This window comes from Calditrichota bacterium (assembly GCA_016867835.1).
Classification (GTDB): domain Bacteria; phylum Electryoneota; class AABM5-125-24; order Hatepunaeales; family Hatepunaeaceae; genus VGIQ01.
This window is the reverse complement of record VGIQ01000019.1, coordinates 12646-32627: the sequence shown is the minus strand read 5'-3', so window position 1 is coordinate 32627 and position 19982 is coordinate 12646. Positions and strand designations below refer to the sequence as shown.

Here is a 19982-nt window from a genome sequence, read left to right as displayed (position 1 = left end):
CGGGACAACCTGATACTGCCGTCCCGACAACTTGATTATGGCCTTCATTGCTTGCGAGAGTCCTTCGATGATATAGAGCCACAATATAAGCACGACAAGCGGCGCTCGTCAAGCCCTGCCATTGGCTGGAGCCTCACCCTGCTGAATTGTTACTGCAAAGTCCGTGGTGATGTCGCGCTTCTGGCGGGGAGACCAGGCCTTGAATTCGTCAATCTTCAGGCTCTCTTCAATCTCCATCGAAATGAAGACGCGATTTGCCCACATGATACGGTTTAGGCGGCTGGTCAGGCCTCCCGTCAGGTAAGATTTGATGCGGGGATGGACGGTGAGGCTAAGCCGGTGTTCACGGGTCTGGGACGCATATCGCTTGATCCATCGTTCAAGGGTAGTGACGACCGTTTCGACGGACGAAACAAGGCCGCTGCCGTTACAGGTGGGGCAAGGTTCACGAAGTGAGTAAACGAGTGCCGGCCGGATGCGCTGCCGGGTCATCTCCATCAGGCCGAACGGTCCAATTGGTGCCAGATCCCACTTGGCGCGATCCATACGCATTGCCCGCCGCATTTCGTCGAAGACCTTTTTACGGTTCTTCTCCTCGGACATGTCGATGAAGTCAATCACAATGATACCGCCGATGTCGCGCAGCCGCATCTGGCGGCTTATCTCTTTCGCCGCTTTGAGATTGACCTTGAGGGAATTCTCCTCGTGATCCCGCTTCCCTACGAATCTTCCGCTGTTGACGTCGATCGCAACAAGGGCTTCGGTCTGGTCGAAGTAAATGTAACTGCCGCCGCCTATCCAGATCTTGCGCGAGAGGCACTTCTCAATCTCGGACTCGATGTCATACTTATCGAAGATCGGAAGTCGGTCGCTGTATAGTTGGACCTTTTCCTTCAAGCCGGGCTGAACGTCGGCAATGTAGTCGGAGATTTCGCGGTGCAGTTTGCGCGAATCGACCACGAGGCTGTTCACTTCAGGAGTGAAGAGGTCGCGGATGATCGACGAAGCCATCGTAAGGTCGCGATAAACTAAACCGGCTCCCTTGAGGTTTCGGACGGCAGACTCCATCTTGCGCCAGGATTTGATGATCCGGTCCAAATCGGCGCGAAGTTCCTCATCCGTCTTGGCTTCGGCGAGGGTGCGAACAATCAGACCGAAGCCTTTGGGCCGCATCCGTCCGGCGATCTGGCGCAGCCGGCGCTTTTCCCTGAATTGCGTAACCTTGCGAGACACGCCGATAAACGACTCGTTCGGCACGAGGACGATGAACCGACCCGGCAGCGCAATCTGGGTGCTGACCCGGGGGCCCTTACGCCCTATCGGTTCCTTTATGATCTGAACCAGAACTTCCTGGCTGACCTTTAGATCCTGCCCCTCCCATCTTCTCCGCGTGCCGTCCATATCCTCTTCGGACTGTTCGACATCGGGCTCGTGTGACAGTTTGATCAGTTCGTTGCCGCCTCCGATGTCGGAAAAGTGTAGGAAGGCATCCTGTGCCAGCCCGATATCGACGAAAGCCGCCGACATCCCGACCATGACTTTGCGTATGACCCCTTTGTAGAGGCTTCCCACCATCCGCTCGTTGTCGGGGCGCTCGACGAAGAGTTCGACCAACTGGTCGTCTTCGAGGAGCGCGATCCGCGTCTCGCTGGTGGTGGAGTTGATGATTATATCTTGTTTCATCCGTAGTCACAATGGAGCCAAAAGACTCCCTAAATGATTCCGCCGGCATATTTAGCCCCGCCCCACCGGCCCAAAGGTCAGAGTGCATATCGCGGTGCACTCGAATCGAATCTCCTCTTATCCTCCCGCAGCAGGAGGATCTGCTTTGTTACCCCCCCTATCTTCTAACCCCCGACAATTGGGGGACGGATCAGCCGATATACTTCGCCAGCACCCGATAGCGCTCCGCGCCTGCTCGCTCGCCAGTTGGCGCTACCTGATAGTTGAACGCCCGATCCGACTTCTGTCCGGCGAATCCGATTCGCAGGCGTGCTCCTGTCAACAGGCAATAGTAGGCGCTGATGGCATCATATCCGGGCGAGAGATCTATCACCGTATCGAACCCCATTTCCATTAGTCGTGACCTTAGCCGCTGATCCGGCAGGCCGAGCCAATTGAGCAATCGCTTTTCCATCGGCCAGACATCAGCGCTAAGTTCCGGCGGCGGCGCGGCACCGATACCGGGCAGCGCCAAAACCGTGACCAGCGCTTCTGGAAAGCGCTCCCGCAAGCGATTTAAAACCAACGTCGCCGAGGTCGCATCGACGCCTTGACCGGGCCAGGTAACGGCGATCCGGTGCACCCGATCCCAGAGGCGTCGCAGTTCGATATCGCCTTCGGCATCGAGTTGCGCTCCCCGCTTACGAACTGCTCGACCGAGGATCATTCTCTGCATAGCGAACTTCAGATAGTCAAGCATTGCCGAAGACGTCTTCCATCTTCTCGATCCGGACACGAACGATCCGCTTCCCGACCAACTCCTCCACAGTAAAGCGCAGCGACTCGAACTCGAACCGGTCGCCGCGCCGGGGAAGCCTTCCCAGTTGACTATAGACGAATCCGCCAAGCGTGTCGTAAGCCTCCGACTCCTCAATGGTAAGTGAGTCGAGATGCTCATTGAGATCGTAAATTGGCACCCGACCGCTGGCGATCAGGGTCGTCTCATCCATTCGGGTGACGAGCGGTTGCTCACGGTCGTATTCATCTTGAATCTCACCGACGATCTCTTCGATGATATCTTCGAGGGTCACGACACCGGCGGTTCCGCCATATTCATCCACGACGATAGCCATGTGTACCTTGGACGATTGGAACTCTCTCAGCAGATCGTCGATCTTCTTTTCTTCGGGGATAAAGAAAGGAGGGCGGATGACCTTCAAGGCTTCGAACGACTCCGGCTCCCGCAGCGCCGGCAATAAGTCCTTGGCGTGAATTACCCCGATGATGTTGTCTATCCGTCCATCGAAGACCGGGATCCGGGAGTGCCCAAACTTCTGAATCGTAGCGATTAAATCGGGAAGGGAAATCTCCTTTTCGACGGCGACTACGTCGATTCGCGGGACCATCACTTCCCGTGCAATCGTGTCCCCGAATTCGAAGATGGAGTGGATCATCTCCCGCTCTTCTTCTTCGAGGACGCCGTGCTTCTCGCCAACATGGAAGAGAGCCCGAATCTCCTCTTCCGATAAGGTGAACGTCTGCTGTGGACGAATCCCAAAGAGGCGTGCCAGCCCACCGGCCAGGAGCGCCAGCGGTACCGACACCGGCGAAGCCAGCCATTTGACCGCCTGCAAAATTCGCGCGCTTCCAAGCGCCCACTTTTCGGGATCGCGCAAGGCTTGCAGTTTAGGGATCAACTCCCCAAAAAAGAGAATCGCCGAAGTGATCGCCACGACTTCGATGCCAACCGCGAGCGCAATGTCCCAGTCTGCAGCCTCAGCCCATTCGATTGCCACAAGCGCTGCCAACGCCGCCGCTGCCGTGTTCACCAATGTATTCACCGTCAAGATCGCAGCCAACAACTCCCGTGGACGGCTCATCAGGCGTCCTACCAGCCTCCCTCGAGGATCATCGGAAGCCCGCAACCGCTCGAGCCGGCTCCGGCCCAGCGAAAAGTAAGCCGACTCAGCGCTTGAGATAAACGCCGATAAGACCAACAACAACAACACCACCACCAGCCTTAATATCGTCTCAACGTCCAAGCAGACCTCGCGAAATTAGTTCCTGAACGTAGCCTTCGCCATGTTCCACCATTTCGGCAAGGCTCCCTTCATCGTCATGATCCCAACCGCAGAGATGCAGCACCCCGTGAACCGCCAGCCGCACGATTTCAACGTTCACCGCTTCCCCCCGAACCGCTGCCTGAGTCCCCGCCTGGAGAACGCTAATATAGACATCCCCTTCCACTGTCTCAGATCCCTCGTCGCCCACATCGAATGCCAGGACGTCCGTCACTTCGTCCAGTTCCAGATACTGACGATTCAACTCCTGCAAAACGGCATCGCCCGTCAGGATCACGGTTAACCCGCCAATTCGACGCCCTTCACCACCAATAGCAAGTTTCATTGCCGATGTCAAAGCCAGTGCGAGGTGTGGGTCGGTCTCAGCCTCCTCAAACTCTACAAAGACGCCTCCGTGCCCGGTGCGGCGACCGGCGTTCACCCGCTCGCTCATCGGTTCTCTTCCTCCTCGCTTGCCCTTCCAGAGATTGCGCGATCGCTGGTACTTACATCCCCGTTCATAGGGGAAGGCAAGGAGGAGTTCTTTAGTTTCTCGTTAGTCCCGTCATCGGTCGCCCCACCGGGAGGTTCCGGATAAACGACCCGCTGATGATGAATGCCGGTCAGGACCTTATGGAATTCCGATTTGACCAGTTCGATCTCCCGCAGCGTCAACGGGCACTCGTCGAGGTCGCCTTCGGTGAGCCGCATACGAACCAGGCGGTCGATGGTCGATCTTATCTCCTCCGGCGAAGGCGCGGTCAGCGACCGTGTGGCCGCCTCAATGGCGTCGGCAAGCATCAGGATGCTAGTCTCGCGCGAACGAGGCTTTGGGCCGGGATAACGAAAGGCTCCGGAATCGACCCCAGGCCGGCCATCGCGTCCGGCTTTGGCAAGAAAGTAAGCCAGACGGGTCGTGCCGTGATGCTCAGTGATAAATGCCGTGACTTCCGGCGGGAGGCGATGTTCTGTCGCCAGCCTCAGACCGCGATGAACGTGGTCTATCACAATGCGCGCAGAATCCTCGGGAGCCAGACGATCGTGGATATTCTCGCTGCCAGTGGCTTGATTCTCGATGAAATACTCACCTATCTCCATCTTGCCGATGTCGTGGTAGTAAGCACCGGCACGGGTCAGAAGACTATTCGCACCTATTGCGCGGGCTCCGGCTTCAGCGAGGCTGCCTACCATTAAACTATGGTGGTAAGTGCCGGGTGACTTGATAGCCAATTGCCGCAGGAGAGGTTGATTCAAGTCCACGAGTTCGAGAAGGCGGAGATCGGTGGTGATCCGAAAAAGCCCCTCACAGAGCGGCACCAGTCCAAGCACCAGGATCGGCGAAAGCGCGGCACTAACAAGTCCGGCACCGAGGCCGCCTAAAAGCGAGCCTCCGGCACCGCCTGTAATGATATGAAATGCCGGCACAATAGCGAGATAAACCAGTGCCAAAGGCACTCCTATCCGGATGAGGTCGCGGCGGTGCTGCACCGTGCCAAGTGCGATCACCGGGACGATCCCAGCAGACGCCGTTATTAAGACATACTGAAAGTCATTGCCGGCGATAAGACCGGATCCGAGTGCCAATGCCACTGCCGCGCCAAGTGCCGTCGCCCGGTCTATCAATATTGCTATAAGCAGCGTCGTAACCGCCGCCGGAACGAGATAAGGCGAAGCCTCGAGGCGCTGCAAGACCAGGGCCTGCACGAGAAAGGCTACAGCAAGAAGCATCACCGCAAGTCCCGAGCGTTTGACGTCCTGCCAGACCGGCAGCCGCACCCGAATAAGGAACTGAGCAAAAAGGGTAACGATCAGTCCACCCATCAGGAGCGTGCCGACCAGTGGCAGACGTGCCAATACCCCGCCGCGCTCGAGGACCATCTCAGCGCGCTTGACGGCGAGCGAATGGAGTTTCTCCAGGTGTTCCCGGGTTACCCGAATGTGGCTGTCGATGATAAGTTCATCGCGCTTTACGAAGCCCTTGGCGAGTGGCACCCTCGCCATCGCGGCTTTGCGGCGCGCTTCGGTTGTTTCGGCATCGTAGCGCAAGTCGGGAAGAAGCATTGTCTCAAGTATCGCTTCGGCGGCCTCAGCCGCAGCGTCGCTATCGGGGAGACTGGTGAATAACCCATGAAGTGCGCTTAACAAACGCTCCATTGGCGATTTGACCGGGACGACAGCCTTTAGAGGAATCTCCCACTCCTCGATACCACGACGAATAAGTGCCCGGCCTTCAGAACGATCGGGATCCCAATCCCGCCGCTCAACAATTCCGGCTTGACCCAAAGTGCGCAGCGAGCGGTCAATTTGATCAAAGAATCGGGCGAGACGATCATCTCCCTTGGGCGATGCGAGGTGCAAGCCGACCAGATAACGCCAAACCGATGGAGGAAATCGCCTTCCGGTCGCAGAGTCGATCCGACTCGCCACCATAGCAAGTCGCACTCCACCACTGTCGTCTCCTTCTTCCAAAGTGTCGTAGATTCCCGTCAACTCTCGCCGTCCAATACGGCTCAATTCACTCGACACCAACTGCCCAATGCCGAAGATATCAGCCACCTTGCCAGAACTGTCGCCCATCCCCTCAAAGACCACTTCGCTCGCCGCTGCCGCCGCTGCTCGCTCCGCACGCAGTTCCTCCGACCCTTTCAACACTTCAAAGTCGAACGGCGCAATCACCCGCGCCGGTGCGATGCTCCCTTCACTCAGTGATGCGAACTCAAGCGTCTTTCCTCGCGGCGCCAGCACCCCCAACAACGCCCCCAGTGCCGCACAGGCCAACACTTGAGGGTGCAAACCGAACTTCACCTTGATCCTGCGGTTTTCATCCTTCATCCTTCTTCTCATACGCTTTCAGAATGTCCGCCACCAGCGGATGCCGCACCACATCACCCTGGTCGAATTCGATGAATCCGATCCCCTGAATGCCCTGCAGGATGCTTTCTGCTTCGATAAGTCCCGATTTTCCAGGATCGGGCAGGTCGATTTGGGTCCGGTCGCCGGTCAGGACCGCGCGGGACGACGCCCCCAGTCGGGTCAGAAACATCTTCATTTGACCCGACGTGGTATTCTGGGCTTCGTCGAGGATAACGAAGGCGTTGTTGAGGGTTCGTCCCCGCATATAGGCGAGCGGTGCGATTTCGATCATGCCGCGGTCGATGAACCGCCGCATACGTTCGACGGAGATCATATCGCCGAGGGCGTCGTAAAGCGGACGAAAATAGGGATCGACCTTTTCGAGGATATCGCCGGGGAGGAATCCGAGGGTTTCGCCCGACTCGACGACGGGCCGGACGAGGATGATCTTATCGACCTGCCGTCTCTGGAAGGCATCCACGGCCTTTGCCACCGCCAAATAGGTCTTGCCGGTCCCGGCCGGGCCGATCGCAAAGACGACCGTCATTTGCTCCATCAAGTGGACATAGCGTTCCTGATGAGCACCACGGGGCCGGATGGTGCCGCGCGGCGACTCGAAGACAATCCCGTTGGCACCATCGTAGGATCTCGGATCGCCACGTTCTCCCGACTTGCGAAGCGAATCGCTGGTGGATGCACCCACTCCTTCGGATTTAACGAATTCCCCGCCATTCTTGCCTGACCTTGGAGCAAGGGGTGTTCCGAGTCCAGCCAGGTTCAGAATGGTGTCAAGGTCGGCATCTGTTACCTCCTCCCTATCGCGACAGAGAGCCTCAAGGTCGGTAAAGACGCGGCGCAGTTTCTCCAGTTCCGCAGCCGGTCCGCGCATATAGATTCGGCTACCACGTGCGCCGAGTGAAGTCTGAACGCGCTCCTCGATGCGCCGTAAGTGACTCTCCCCGACGCCGAGGAGTCGGGGAGCCACATCATCAGCGACTTCAATGAGCAGTTCGGTAGGCGGTGAGTCTCGCATCAAATTCAAAAATAGGTATGCCCCCGCTCACGCCATACGGCGTTGCAGGGGCATACGACCTCGATCTGGGAAGTCAGAAGCGCGCTTCTGACGATCCGAAAGATAACCGGAAACCTCTCCCGAAGGATGCACCACTCAGCAGTATCTGTCACCCTCCCAACGCACCCCCCCTGTTGCCCGCCGCTCAATCTAAAGAGGCGAGTCAGTTACGCGGGATGGAGAGTATCATCTCCGGGTAAATGACATTCGGATTGTCGAGGAACTTACCGGTCTTGTTAGCCTGATAGATCTTCGTCCACTGGAACGGGTCGCCATAGACGTCGGCCATTCCGGCGATCTTCTTCAGGCTGTCGCCGCGCTTAACGAGATACTCACCCGGACCGATTAGACGCGGGACCGCAAACTGCTGCTTCGGGTAGATCAGGTCAGGGTCGCGGATCATCGTCTTGTTAGCGCTCCAGATGCGGAGCCACTTAAAGGGATCGGCGTAGATCTCCGGCTTCTTGGCGATGCGCCAGAGACAGTCGCCGCGCACGACTGTGTACATATCGTGCTTCGGCTTGGGAAGCGAAGCCTTCAGCCGCTCGACCCGCGCCGCCAATGCCGTCAGACGCTCGTTGACTGCCTTTAGGCGGGCAATCGGATCGGTGAGCATGGAAGCGATCTGAGCCGCGATGTCGTCGAGTTCCTTCGCGTAGTTGAGAAGTGCCTCCGGGGTCATCTTGGCAAGTTCATCGACGCGGGCTTCAAGGCCTTCGATGCGCTTCAGATAGGCCTCGTAGGCCTCCCGGGTGATGCCGAGTGCGGCGAATTTCTCGTCCCACAGTCCGGCCAGATGGGATTCGAGATCGGCCAATTGAGTGCGGAGCGCGGCAATAGCCTGCTGCTCGGCGTCAATCGCCGTCCGGGCTGCGGCTTCGCGGTCCTGATAAGCCTTCAACTGCCGCTGGTAGTCCTCATACTTCATCCGCTCGGCGGCAGCAGCGGGGACGACGGTCACGAAAACGAGCGTAACCGCCATCAGGAGCGCCGCAAGAATCGTATAGTTGCGGTTCATTCTGTTCTCCCTTAAGGGTTACTTCGTTTTAAGTTGATCCAACTCGGCCTGGGCTGCATCGACTTCCGATTGCTTCTTGGCAACCTGGCGCTCGAGGTCAGCGCGTTCCTTATTCAGTTGGTCGAGTTCCTTCTCCGCGGCGATGGCGGCCTTCTGCGCTTCATCGAGTCGCTTCAGGTCGTCGGGGCTTGCATACTTCGTGCAGCCGACGGTGAGGATCGAGGCAGACAGGGCCAGTGCGACGGCTAAGCCGACACCTTTGCCCGACAATCTCATTGCTTCTCCTGTTAATTTCAGACCGAACCTCCAGCACTACTTCAATAGTAATGCGACCAATCACAAAAGTCAAGCCTTTTTTGAGGCAATCCACTCCAACCCGAGTTCCCGCATCTGCTCAGCATCGATTGCTGCGGGCGATCCGTCCATTAGTGATACGGCGGTGTTGGTCTTGGGGAAGGCGATCACCTCCCGGATGCTCGTTTCTCCCGCCAGCAGCATAACCAGCCGGTCGAAACCGAGCGCGATGCCGCCGTGTGGCGGCGCACCGTAGGACAATGCCTCCAGCAGGAACCCGAACCTCCGGCGCGCTTCAGACTGCTCGAGGCCGATCACCTTAAAGACCCGCTCCTGTTGCGCCGGGTCGTGCATTCTGATGCTCCCCGAGCCGACTTCAAAGCCGTTCAGGACAAGGTCATAAGCACGGCTGCGAACTTTAAGCGGCTCGTTCTCAAGTAAATCGACATCTTCCGGCACCGGCGAGGTGAAAGGGTGATGAACGGCGGTCAGTCCTTCACCATCGCCCGCCGGCTCGAAAAGCGGTGGATTCGGCACCCAACAGAACCGAAGTTCGCCCGGTTCAATCAGATTCCACTGCAACGCCAACGCCCGGCGCAGCCGCCCCAATTCGGCAAGGGTTGCTCCCACCGGACCGGCGGCAAGCATCAGCATATCACCGGGAACTGCTCCCAACGCCTTTGCCAGAGCCAATTGGCGCTCTGAATCGAGGACCTTGGCCAGAACTCCGGTAAGCCCCTCGCCTGACAGCGGTGCTGTTAGCAAGCCGGCCAGACCCTCGCTCCTGGCAAGTTCTTCAAGTTCTACGCGCTCCCGACGCGAAAGTTCCCCTTTACCAGGTGCGTTTATACCAAAGACCCCTTCACCACCGGCAAGAGCCTCCTCGAAGGCACGAAAACCGCTCCCTCTAAAGTGCGGGTCAATCCTCTTAATTTCCAGTCCATAGCGAAGGTCGGGAGCGTCGCTGCCGAAGCGGGCAAGCGCGTCGAAGTAGTCGATCCGGGGCAGCGGCAAAGGCACTTCGATGCCGAGCGTATCGAATGCCAATCGTTGCATCATTCGCTCTACGTGAGAAAAGACGTCTTCCTCATCGACGAACGACATCTCAAGGTCTATTTGAGTAAACTCAGGCTGGCGGTCGCGACGCAGGTCTTCGTCACGGAAGCAGCGGACAATCTGGCAATACCGGTCGAGCCCGGCAACCATCAGGGCTTGCTTATAGAGTTGCGGTGACTGGGGCAGTGCATAGCAATGACCCGGATGAACGCGGCTCGGCACGAGATAGTCGCGCGCACCCTCCGGCGTCGAGCGGATAAGGAAAGGCGTTTCGACCTCAACGAAACCGGCCTCATCGTGGAAACGACGTACCGACTGGAGCGCTCTATGTCGCAGGAGCAGATTTCCTAACATCCGTGGGCGGCGCAGGTCGAGGCAGCGATAGCGCAGACGAAGGTCTTCACCGGCTTCTTCCGCCTCCTCAACGCCGAGCGGCAGCGGCGCCGCAGGAGACAGGAGGACAAACGACTCTAATTTCACTTCGACTTCGCCGGTCGCCATTTCCTTATTGATCATCCCGGCCGGACGCAAGCCTACCGTGCCGGTAATCTGAATGACGTCTTCGTTATGGAGGCTCTTGAGGAAGTCGGCGGCTGCAGTGCCTCTATCGGCGACAACCTGGGTCTTGCCGTAGCGGTCACGCAGGTCGGCGAAGGTGAGTCCGCCAAGATCGCGCACCCGTGCCGTCCAACCGGCCATGGTTACGGACTGTTCGCTATGAACGGCTCGCAGTTCGCCGCAGGTGTGAGTTCTGTAACTCAAGGTTAAACAAATCCTTTAATGATGCCCGTGAAGGCGTCGCAGTTCATTGTGCTTGAACCAGTTGAACAGAAAGAGGATGCCGATCAGGAAAGCCGGGCCGGAGATCGTCAGAATCCACGACAAATGCTGTCGGGCAGGCGGAAACAAGACGATGTAAGCCACTCCGGCTGCAACATAGAGCAGGGCTCCGATCCACTCCCACCGCCATGCAGCGACCAGTATCAGCAGAATGGTCGAAGTGGGTAATAGGTGAATCAGCGTCGCACCGATGCCTTCCCAAAGTCCGCTTGTCTCCTGGGTGGCATCGAGGGCGAACAGCGCCAGGAAAAGGGCAAAGGCGATCGTTAAGATTCGTGGCGCCCAAAAGAGGGTCTGCCCGATAGTGCGGTTCATAGTAGTTCCTTACTATATGCAAAAACGGGGCTGAAGACTCAGCCCCGCCTTGCGATGCCAGAGTAGGGCTTTCTCTATTCGAATATGTAGGTCGCGCCGGCCGTTACGTTGCCGTCAGCGTCAGGAATCGCCTCGAAGTGCCACGACTTCAGAACGTTCTCGATGCAGCGTTCGACATCTCCGCCAAGGCTGTTGCCGCCCCAGTTGCTCTCCCGGAACCTCACCCGGATCACCTCGCCCGATGGAGCAATGGTGAATTCGACGACTAACCGGCCTTTCAGGCTCGAATCTCGCTTCTTGAGAGTCCAGTAGCAATACTGCACCTGGTTCTTGTTCTGGAGGACCAGATCCCCTATTGCGCCCTGGCTGCGCTGTTTGGCTTTGGTGCCTGAGCCTTTGGCGGTAATGGCACTCTTGGAGACCTGCAGCGGCGCTTCATTGACCATCAGGTCGAGTTCATCGGCCGAGAAGGTCGTCTTCAGAGCCGAGATGTCAATATCTCCGACGTCAGCGGATACTGCGCCTCCGCCGCGCAGTTTCTTTACCTTTTCGGCGGTGCCGGCTTCTCCCACCATGCCGACCATTTCCTTCACATTGAAGCCGCTCATCTGGCCGCTGGAAAGGCCGATGGCTTCGCGGGCGGCGGCGGCACCACCGCGCCGGGCGCCACCGCGTGCGGTCGGTCCGGCGACGATTTTGACGCGCTCGGCGATGGCCTGACGGCGCGCCTCCTGCTTCTGGCGGCGGGCTTCACGTTCGGCAGAAAGACGCTCGGCTTTCTCTTCAGCCGACATGGACCGCACTTCGGCTTTCTTCTCCTCGACTTTGGGGGCTTCATCTACCGGTTTCTCCTCCCCAACCGCAACCTTGGTCTCAGCCTTCTTGGCAACCTTGGCTGGGGCGGTGGTCTTAACGCGGTAGATCGCCTCGGTATAGCGCTTCACTTGCTCCGCAGTCAGTTCCTTGACCGGCTGTCCTGCCATATAGAGGCAAATGCCATTGCCCAGGATGAAGCAGATGAGCCAGATGGTGAAGAAGTTGCGATCGAGGTCGCGAAAGAAACTGCGTTCGAATTCGCGGGGAAAGGTCATAGCCTGGGTCATATCTTCCTCACGATTTCTTCGCTTTAAGGACGACAAAGTCGATCGAGGCGTATTCAGTCTGGCCGCAGGTGTTGATCACTTTAAGCAGCCAGTCGTAGGTTACCTCTTTATCGCATTGGACGGTGATTTCGCCCTTGAACGGCTTGCCGAGCCGGAGGGTGAAGTCCTTATGCTCGCGGAGGAAGTCTTCAAGGCTTGGGACGACCACATTGGCAGGGTCGCTCATCTCCTCAGTGTCCGAAATCTGGCGCGGAGGCAGAAGGTTTCCAGCGGCATCGCGTTTCGCCTCAACATCTTCGAATACGCCCATTCCGGTGATAAGGATTCCGAGTCCTTTCTCCGGTTCCTTCTCGCGCTGTGCCTCCGGCAGGGAGACATAGGGCGAGGGCCGGAGCAGGGCTCCCGATGATCCCATCGTCTTTAAGAGAAAGAGCAGGATGATGGTCATCATGTCCATCATCGAGTTGAGCAAGAGTTCGCCCTTCTCCTTGCGGCGGTGCTTGCCGCTCTTCGAGGGTGCAAACGCCATTTATGGTTCCTTGAGGTTCAAGTCTTGCGGAATCGAGACTACTGGAACTGCTTCAGGATCGTGATCGGGAAGAGTTCCTGCATTTCGCCGGCAAATGTGATGTTGCGGCAGGCATCCATCACCCGGACTACGTTTTGGAACGACGTCCGGCCGATGGCGGTAATAGAGACCTCCCGCCCGTCTTTGACCCGGTAGGTCGGGAAGACGTCATATCGACCGGTTTTGTCATTCAGCACCGAATCGGCACCGACAGGCGAACCGACCTCGCGCTCTTTCACTTCGTAGAGGCGTTGGGTCAGAGTCGCGTAATCGTATTCACCATCGGGCTTCAGAGGTATCTCGAAGAAATAAGGACCCGGCTCGACCTTATTGAACATGCTGACCTGCAAGCCGGATTCGGCGATATTGACAAGCAGACTGAGGGTAGTCGGCTTGTCGCCGGCGCCTTGCTCTTGCGGCGGCGCGCCCGCATCCTCAGCCTCGGCGGCTTCAGCCGGAGGGAGGTATTCGAGGAGCGCCATCTGGGTCAACTTTGCAACGCTCAAGAGCATTGGAATCAGCACGATGATAAGATTCATCACCGGCAGCAGGTTCAGTTCGGTGCTTTCCGGCTCCCGCTTCTTCTTAAGCGAGGGTTTGAAAGCCACTTACTTGCCTCCGGTCAGGAGGTGTATCAGTTTGACCGAGTGCTCGTCGATGTCGTCGATGATGTCGTTGGTCTTGGTGTTGATCAATGTGTAGGCGATGATGGCCGGGATGGCAACGACAAGGCCCCACAAAGTCGTGAACATCGCAATACCGATACCTTGAGCCAACGCTTCGGCACCTCCACCGGCTGAACCGGCCGCCGAGAAGGAGATGATCAGACCGTAGATGGTGCCAAGAAGACCGGTGAGGGTGGCGATGTTGCCGAGCACGGCGAGGAAGCCGGTCCGCTTGGAGAGTCTGGGGATCAGTTCGAGGGTGGCTTCGTCCACAGCGTTCTGGACCGCGCGATAATCGACGAACTCCCGGCGGTCAGCCTCAGAGAGAGCCGCATGGACAACCTTGGGAAGGGCTTTCTCACCAGCCGACTTACAAAGCGCGATCGCTTTCTTGAAGTCGCCTGCTGACACCAGTTTGCGAATCTCCGCCATAAAGAGGTTCGCGTTGACGTTCGACTTCACGTAAATGAAGAGCCCGCGTTCGATGATTATGGCGATGGTGAAGATCCCGAAGAGCAGGATCGCCCACATCATCTGCCAGCCCGGAACGCTGGTGCTGAACGTATGGAAGAATTGCGATGCCATTAGACCTTGGTCCTCCGTCAGTCTCGGATTGTTGATTTATGTCTTGTGAGTCCGGACGTTCCGCCCGCGCGGATGATGGCCGGCATTCGTTTGAAAGTCTTAGTGCGGAGAGGTGTCTCCCCGCCGGGTCGAATACGAGCGCACAATATACTACGGCGTTCGCTCTTTGGCAAGCATCTTTTGCTCATCTTCGACCTGAGCCGGTGTCAGATCGGAAAGTCGGGGCTTTACCCGGTGCGCTTCACCTTGCGCCAGGGTCTCAATGTCCTTGCTCAGCGCTACCGGCTTGATGGAAGGGCGCTGTCGCGGAATGGTGATGACGACCGTAGGACGCTCAGGCTGGACTTCGATGCGGATCTCCTCCAGCATTAGGACCTCTTCGGATCCGCTCCTGGCGGGTTGCTGAGCCGGAAGCGAGGAAGTCACCACCGCAACTGCGGCTATGCTCCAGAATAACGGTCGCGGATGTTTGGAATAGTCCATTAGCGCAACTTGTTCCTTATGTTGACGCGAAAGTCGTGCAACTGTTCCGGAGTCGGCTTCTCGACAGCAGGCCTCGGCGGCGTGGAGAGCTCTTCTCCGGGTGCTGGAGTTACGCTGATGGCAACAGTTTCGGGGGTTGCCTGCGGCGTCTTGGGTGTGCCGGCGAACCTCAACCAGGCAGCACTCTCAGACTTGCGCCGAAGGTCTTCCTGCCGGGCTCGATCTACGACCGAAGAAAGTTGTTTCTGAAGATCCGGGACGACCTCGTAGATCAGACCGGCGAGCAGCCCATAGCGCGTCGCGTCCACATCCGAAGCCTCGAAGGCAATGACGTTTCGTCCAACCTGCAGGTAATCGGTGATGTTGATCTCATCGACCATCTGCCAGTCAACCTCGTCCGGCTTGTCTTCGGACACATATGTGCCGTTGACGAATAGGCTGTAGTTGTCGTCGGCGGTAGCCCAGACTCGGCCCGATGTCGGTTTCTCTTCGAGCGCGAAAGTCCGGCGGAACCAGTAGCGACGAACACCGGCGCTGTCGGACTCCATCCAGAGGCGGTATAGCGCCTCTTCCTCGGGGGGAATTACTTCAATGGTGCGACGTTCGGGAGGCGGCGGTGTGAAAGGGGCCGGCGTTGTCGTAGGCGTCTCCCCGGCACTTGCAAGGGTATCCTCAGGCATCGCATCTTCTCCCGATCCACCCGAAGTATCACTTTCGGCTGACTCCTCAAGTGAGAGCATATCCATTTCGGTCGCTTCGCCGGCTATAGAATCGGATCCGGTCGTGTCGGAAGACGATTCTACAGGGGCAGGCGTTTCCGCCGGTGGAGGAGTCTCGACCGGGACTTCTATTACCTGGGTAACCGGAAGCGGCCGTTCGCGACTAAACCAGATTGAACGCGCACCCAGGCTGTCGAGGATTCCAAATGCCGATCCGCCCGGGAAGCGGGACTCAACTGAAGCAAGCCATTCTCCATCGTCGAATTGCACATCCTGGAAGCCGTCCACACTTTCCGCCCAGATTTTCCACCGGGCATCGGTCACGATCGCGTTTTGCTGCGCCGCAATGCCTGCCATTGCCGCATATCGATCGGGGTTGAGGGCAATCAGGCGATGCATGATTTCGATGCCGGTCTCACCCGAAAGTGCATAGTCCTGACGCAACTGGAACGCCCCCTCGAGCAGTGCAGCCTCATAGGTTGCGAAATTGCCGGCGGCGTCTTCGAAGGCCACCGCAGCGTCGTCCCAGTGAATCTCGCTCGTCTCATCATACTTCGCGGCATACTGCTCGTGACGCCGGCGGGCATCTTCTATATAACGTTGAAACTGATTGGCCTTTTCAAGCAGATAGCCGAGTGCCTTATTGTTGGCTTGTTCGCCGAAGCCATAGGGCAGATGATACGATGCGAGGGTGTCGAGCGTTAGCCGGTAAGCCGCAAGCAAATCACCCAAGAAGGCATTCACATACTCGATCTGATCGAGGATGATGCCACCCATTTCATCGGGATAGAAGCCTTGGGGAGACTTGGCGTTCCCTCCCCGGGGGAGCATCGTCTCATACTGCCCGATGTAGCGATCGAGGCGCGATTGAGCCAGATTAACTTGCTCGACATACTGCGACAAGAGTGTATCGAGCGTTGCGGCGTAACCTTGCTCGGCCCGGCTGCGCCAGGGTTCGGCAAGTCCGACCTCACGTGCCGTCAGGAGGGCTTGAGCATACTGCCCAATCACTTCCGGTGCCAGCGGTGTGACCAGGTTCTTGACTGCTTCCTCACGGAAGAGCATTCGAACCTCCTCGTCCTTGTCGGTCGAACGGACATTGAAGCCACTCGACTTCCAGAGGCGAGTCAGATAGTCGCCATTGCGGAAGACAACTTCAGGAATCTTCAATCGGCAGGAGTCCGACCAACGCTGAGCTTCGATAAGCGCCGAGTCGAGTTCCACCAGTGCCCGTTGGAGACTGGTCATCCTGGAGAGCGAATCGGCAACCCCAATTGCAGATTCGTCCTTCTGCAGGCGTGCGACCATTTCGCTGTAACTAGCGAATTCAACGCCGCGTTTGGCGCGCTCCTGCTCAAGCGGCTGGATAATGCCGGTAAGATTGTCGTATCCGCTGCGGTAGGTCTGCGCAGCGACGAGATTCAGGATAATCGACTCGTCAATCAGTTTGGCGAGCGCCTCCTGTCGGGCTTGATCGGTCTTTCCGGGAGGATTCTCGAGGGCGTAGGTGTTGCGAGCGAAGTCCTCGTCGAGAAGTCCCATCTGGTAGAAAGCCCGGTAGGCTTCCTTCTGACCAAGTCGGGCCAGTTGCTGATACTTCTCGACCATCGCATTGCGCCACTGCTTCTTGCGCTCCTTGGTAGCGGCGAACTGCGCCTCAGGGACATTCAGGCGGAGTTTGGCATACTCTTCCTGTTCCCAAAGGAGAAGCGCCGAAAGGGCTTGCGAAGCATAGCGCGGTGAACCGGCAAGATCGCGTCCTACCAGTCGCTGATGAGCATCGACAGTGGCGGTATATTCCTTGGCGGAACCGGCGCGGTCACCTTTATCGAGGAGGTATTTGCCACGCTCGAAATAGGCTTGCACAGTGCGCGGATCGTCGGGATAACGCTCGGCAAAGCGGCGATAGATGTCGTTGGCTTTATCAACCTCGCCCAGCTTCAGGTAGTGCGACGCATTCTCAAAGAGATAGACGCTTGCATCCTCAGCCGCGGGGTAGAGTTTAACGTAGAGTTCATTGACCCGGATTGCCGAACGGTGATCCTCCACCTGATTGAAGTTGGCGCTGGCATTGGAGAGCGCACCCTGGGTCAGATCGGACTGCGGGAAGGCGTTGGCTAGTCGCTCAAAGACTGCAGCTGATTGGGCCGGCTGTTTCAGATTGCTCTGGAGGTTGAAGCCGGCATTGTAAAGTGACTTGTCGCCAAACTCCGACTTGGGATAGCGGTCGGCGAGCAAGAGAAAGGCCTCGTTAGCCTCTTTCCAGGCTTCGGCCAGGTTGAACTCGAGTCCGGCTTGAAAGAGCGACCGGTCGGCGAATTGAAAGTCTGGTGATTCGAGTGCAACGCGTCGGAATTCTGCCGCTGCCGCGTAGTGATCCTCACCCTGCTTCAGATTCGATGCGTTGAGGAAGACCGACTCGGCCTTGCGCTTGCCGGCGGCTTCGCGAAGTTTGTCCGAGACCTTTGCGTCCTTGATCCGAGCCGCGATCCCCTCGACCTCGGCAAACTCATTCATCCGGAACCGACTTTCGAGGAGCAAGGTGTAGGCATCCTCGGTAAACTTACTGTCCGGGAACTCGGCAAGAAGTCGCTCCAGATAGAGGCGCGAATCGGCGAACCGGTTGTGGTCGTAGAGAATGCTCCCGGCCTGATAAAGCATCTGCTGCACCAGCGGGGATGCCGGATAAAGGCTGACAAACAGGTCGAACGAGGTGAGAAGGAGCGCTTCTCCATTCATTAACGGAGTCGGTATCGGCAGAGCGACGGAGGTGTCAACGGCTGCATCGGCAACGACTCCCACTCCCGGTTCAATTGTGCCCTGGGCGGTGAGGCGAATCGTCCCTTCGCGCTCTTCCTTCATCAAATCCTGTGCTATGCCGACTATGCGCTGAGCAGCAACGGCTCGATTGGAGGTGTCAGTGTAGGCGTTGACGACCTGCCAGTATTCGCGCAAAGCCAGCATACGCTTGTCGCGGCTCTTCTCGAGCGAGGAGGCGAGGTTGTAATGGATTCGATAAGCATTTGGACCGTGCGGCCAAAAGCGGAGATACTGGCGGGCAAAGCGCTCGTAGTCGGCAAATAGTTCCGGTGAGTTCGACTGGCTCGCCAGCGCCAGGGTTTCCTGCAGGATCAGATCGAGATAACTCTCAAGCAGAATAGTAAGTTCATTACGCCCGGCTGGATCATCGTTCGCGGCCCACCAGACAGAATCGGGACTGAAGGTCTGGAAAAACTTGATCTTCTCGCCGTAGGCGCGCTGTGGATTGTAAATCTCGCCGCTTTGGAAAATTTCTACGACACTGCGAGCGATCTTCCAGGTGCGTGGATCGAGCGGATAGAATGCGACGAACCGCTCATAAGCCTCGACGGCATCTGCATGGCGACCAATTTGCAGATGATAGATGTCGCCCAACTGGACGATCAACCGGCGGCCGTAGCGAGTCCTTCGTTCGGGATTCGTGTCGAGCCAGGCGACCAAATTGCCGATTCCGGCGCCTTTCCAGTCCCGGGGATCGATGGCAAAGCAGATGCCGATGTAGTTGATCGACTCGGTGGCGATGTCGATCCCTCCGGATCCGGCGGAACGGCTCTCATCGTAGCGCGCTGCGTCAAGCGAACGGGCAAAGTGCTCAACTGCCGCCTCAATCTCGTTCATCCGGTAGTAGCACCAACCGAGTTTATACCAGGCTTCGCTTAGGTATTCGGTGTCGCTGAACTCGGTTGCGATCTGTTGGTAGATCTCAACGGACTTTTCGAGGTCGTTGACCGGCGGGTTGAAGTAGAATTCGCCGATCCGCCGAAGGGAATTGAGCCGATAGTCGCTTTCCGGATAGACTCGAAGCAAAGTTTCATGCAGCCGGTTGGCTTGGACCCGGTCGCTCTGATGCTCGCTTTCACCGAACAACACCGCGAGGTTGTAGAGTGCGTCGTCGGCAAACTGGCTTGCGGGAAACTCATCTACGATGCGCTGATACATCGCCAATACCCGGCTATAGTCGGGCTTGGGCGGGATCAATCCCTGCACCGCCTGAGGGTTAACCTTGGAGAGCGAGTCGAGTTGGGCTATATAGGTGTCGGTCTCATCGAGGAACCGGTCGTAAGACTCCTCGTAAATCAGTTCGGTGAGCCGGAAGTAAAGGTCTGCTATAGCCGCACGACGATGCGGATAACGCAGGAAGTAGGGATCGTTCTCATGCTGGCGGAGGAGGGCGACACCTTCGTCGATCAGGCGTTGTCGCTCGGAGCGCGCTCCCGCCACAAGGCTCTCCTTTTCGCTGCGGTAATAATCAAGCAGTCCTTCCAACTCCTCGTCCGGCATCTTCAGGACGATGGCGAGTTGAATCTTATCGAGAAGTGATATCAGCCGGCCTTCGATACTGCTATATAGGCTATAAGCCGGCATATCGGGTGTGGGTGGCCGTATCCCGATCGACTGGCGCAATTCTCCCAACTGCCAGAGGAGCAGTTCGCCTTCGCCGAGCAGGTCGCCATAGCGCTCTGGATCCACCTGGTTGCGCAAGCCTATCCAGCGTCCGCGGACGTCAGGAGGAAGTTGTTCGAGGCCGAGAACGACCTTTAGTGAATCCTCGTTCTCCTCGGGTTCCTGCGCGATCAGTTGCATCAGACCTGAAAGGACCATCAAGGCGAGCACGAGCGCCAAAGGTAGAGCGTAGAGGCGATTTCTCAT

The 19982-nt window shown here is 57.6% G+C and carries 16 protein-coding genes; all 16 read right to left on the bottom strand.

The annotated features are described in order from the left end of the window. Nucleotides 1-108: 108 nt before the first annotated feature. A complete protein-coding gene (locus FJY67_03595; protein ID MBM3328543.1) occupies nucleotides 109-1683 on the bottom strand; it encodes an Rne/Rng family ribonuclease in 1575 nt (524 codons plus the stop codon). A 190-nt stretch (nucleotides 1684-1873) separates the two neighbouring features. After that, nucleotides 1874-2422: a glycosyltransferase family 9 protein gene (locus tag FJY67_03590; protein ID MBM3328542.1), complete on the bottom strand. Its 549-nt coding sequence runs from the start codon at nucleotides 2420-2422 to the stop codon at nucleotides 1874-1876. Then, nucleotides 2415-3704, bottom strand: coding sequence for an HlyC/CorC family transporter (locus tag FJY67_03585; GenBank protein ID MBM3328541.1), 1290 nt, complete (start codon nucleotides 3702-3704; stop codon nucleotides 2415-2417). Before FJY67_03585 ends, FJY67_03590 begins: the two co-directional genes overlap by 8 nt. Further along, the gene (gene ybeY / locus FJY67_03580; GenBank protein MBM3328540.1) at nucleotides 3694-4176 is read right to left on the bottom strand and encodes an rRNA maturation RNase YbeY; all 483 of its coding nucleotides are present in this window, start codon (nucleotides 4174-4176) and stop codon (nucleotides 3694-3696) included. Before ybeY ends, FJY67_03585 begins: the two co-directional genes overlap by 11 nt. Next, nucleotides 4173-6566 (bottom strand): HDIG domain-containing protein, encoded by a 2394-nt coding sequence (locus FJY67_03575; GenBank protein ID MBM3328539.1) that lies wholly within the window; start codon nucleotides 6564-6566, stop codon nucleotides 4173-4175. The genes ybeY and FJY67_03575 overlap by 4 nt, the downstream gene beginning before the upstream one ends. Further along, the gene (locus tag FJY67_03570; protein ID MBM3328538.1) at nucleotides 6544-7608 is read right to left on the bottom strand and encodes a PhoH family protein; all 1065 of its coding nucleotides are present in this window, start codon (nucleotides 7606-7608) and stop codon (nucleotides 6544-6546) included. Before FJY67_03570 ends, FJY67_03575 begins: the two co-directional genes overlap by 23 nt. 202 nt (nucleotides 7609-7810) lie before the next feature. Then, on the bottom strand, nucleotides 7811-8665 hold the full coding sequence (locus tag FJY67_03565) for a LysM peptidoglycan-binding domain-containing protein (protein MBM3328537.1): 855 nt from the start codon (nucleotides 8663-8665) through the stop codon (nucleotides 7811-7813). Nucleotides 8666-8683: 18 nt separating this feature from the next. Next, entirely contained in the window at nucleotides 8684-8941 is a 258-nt protein-coding gene (locus tag FJY67_03560; protein ID MBM3328536.1) for a hypothetical protein, read from the bottom strand. Nucleotides 8942-9010: 69 nt separating this feature from the next. After that, nucleotides 9011-10789 (bottom strand): aspartate--tRNA ligase, encoded by a 1779-nt coding sequence (gene aspS / locus FJY67_03555; GenBank protein MBM3328535.1) that lies wholly within the window; start codon nucleotides 10787-10789, stop codon nucleotides 9011-9013. A gap of 3 nt (nucleotides 10790-10792) precedes the next feature. After that, nucleotides 10793-11170: a hypothetical protein gene (locus tag FJY67_03550; protein MBM3328534.1), complete on the bottom strand. Its 378-nt coding sequence runs from the start codon at nucleotides 11168-11170 to the stop codon at nucleotides 10793-10795. A gap of 74 nt (nucleotides 11171-11244) precedes the next feature. After that, the gene (locus FJY67_03545) at nucleotides 11245-12273 is read right to left on the bottom strand and encodes an AgmX/PglI C-terminal domain-containing protein (protein MBM3328533.1); all 1029 of its coding nucleotides are present in this window, start codon (nucleotides 12271-12273) and stop codon (nucleotides 11245-11247) included. Nucleotides 12274-12280: 7 nt separating this feature from the next. After that, entirely contained in the window at nucleotides 12281-12802 is a 522-nt protein-coding gene (locus tag FJY67_03540; protein MBM3328532.1) for a hypothetical protein, read from the bottom strand. Between the two features lie 38 nt (nucleotides 12803-12840). Next, nucleotides 12841-13449: a hypothetical protein gene (locus tag FJY67_03535; protein MBM3328531.1), complete on the bottom strand. Its 609-nt coding sequence runs from the start codon at nucleotides 13447-13449 to the stop codon at nucleotides 12841-12843. Next, nucleotides 13450-14091, bottom strand: a complete 642-nt coding sequence (locus FJY67_03530) for a MotA/TolQ/ExbB proton channel family protein (GenBank protein MBM3328530.1) — start codon at nucleotides 14089-14091, stop codon at nucleotides 13450-13452. Between the two features lie 150 nt (nucleotides 14092-14241). Beyond that, nucleotides 14242-14574 (bottom strand): hypothetical protein, encoded by a 333-nt coding sequence (locus FJY67_03525; GenBank protein MBM3328529.1) that lies wholly within the window; start codon nucleotides 14572-14574, stop codon nucleotides 14242-14244. Then, entirely contained in the window at nucleotides 14574-19982 is a 5409-nt protein-coding gene (locus tag FJY67_03520; protein ID MBM3328528.1) for a tetratricopeptide repeat protein, read from the bottom strand. The genes FJY67_03525 and FJY67_03520 overlap by 1 nt, the downstream gene beginning before the upstream one ends.

Excerpts from the sequence above, each read along its gene's own strand:
- FJY67_03565 (MBM3328537.1), bottom strand. The coding sequence starts at position 8,665 with ATGAACCGCAACTATACGATTCTTGCGGCGCTCCTGATGGCGGTTACG.
- FJY67_03520 (MBM3328528.1), bottom strand. The coding sequence starts at position 19,982 with ATGAGAAATCGCCTCTACGCTCTACCTTTGGCGCTCGTGCTCGCCTTG.
- FJY67_03560 (MBM3328536.1), bottom strand. The coding sequence starts at position 8,941 with ATGAGATTGTCGGGCAAAGGTGTCGGCTTAGCCGTCGCACTGGCCCTG.
- FJY67_03595 (MBM3328543.1), bottom strand. The coding sequence starts at position 1,683 with ATGAAACAAGATATAATCATCAACTCCACCACCAGCGAGACGCGGATC.
- FJY67_03575 (MBM3328539.1), bottom strand. The coding sequence starts at position 6,566 with ATGAGAAGAAGGATGAAGGATGAAAACCGCAGGATCAAGGTGAAGTTC.
- ybeY (MBM3328540.1), bottom strand. The coding sequence starts at position 4,176 with ATGAGCGAGCGGGTGAACGCCGGTCGCCGCACCGGGCACGGAGGCGTC.
- FJY67_03545 (MBM3328533.1), bottom strand. The coding sequence starts at position 12,273 with ATGACCCAGGCTATGACCTTTCCCCGCGAATTCGAACGCAGTTTCTTT.
- FJY67_03590 (MBM3328542.1), bottom strand. The coding sequence starts at position 2,422 with ATGCTTGACTATCTGAAGTTCGCTATGCAGAGAATGATCCTCGGTCGA.
- FJY67_03550 (MBM3328534.1), bottom strand. The coding sequence starts at position 11,170 with ATGAACCGCACTATCGGGCAGACCCTCTTTTGGGCGCCACGAATCTTA.
- FJY67_03540 (MBM3328532.1), bottom strand. The coding sequence starts at position 12,802 with ATGGCGTTTGCACCCTCGAAGAGCGGCAAGCACCGCCGCAAGGAGAAG.
- FJY67_03570 (MBM3328538.1), bottom strand. The coding sequence starts at position 7,608 with ATGCGAGACTCACCGCCTACCGAACTGCTCATTGAAGTCGCTGATGAT.
- FJY67_03530 (MBM3328530.1), bottom strand. The coding sequence starts at position 14,091 with ATGGCATCGCAATTCTTCCATACGTTCAGCACCAGCGTTCCGGGCTGG.
- FJY67_03525 (MBM3328529.1), bottom strand. The coding sequence starts at position 14,574 with ATGGACTATTCCAAACATCCGCGACCGTTATTCTGGAGCATAGCCGCA.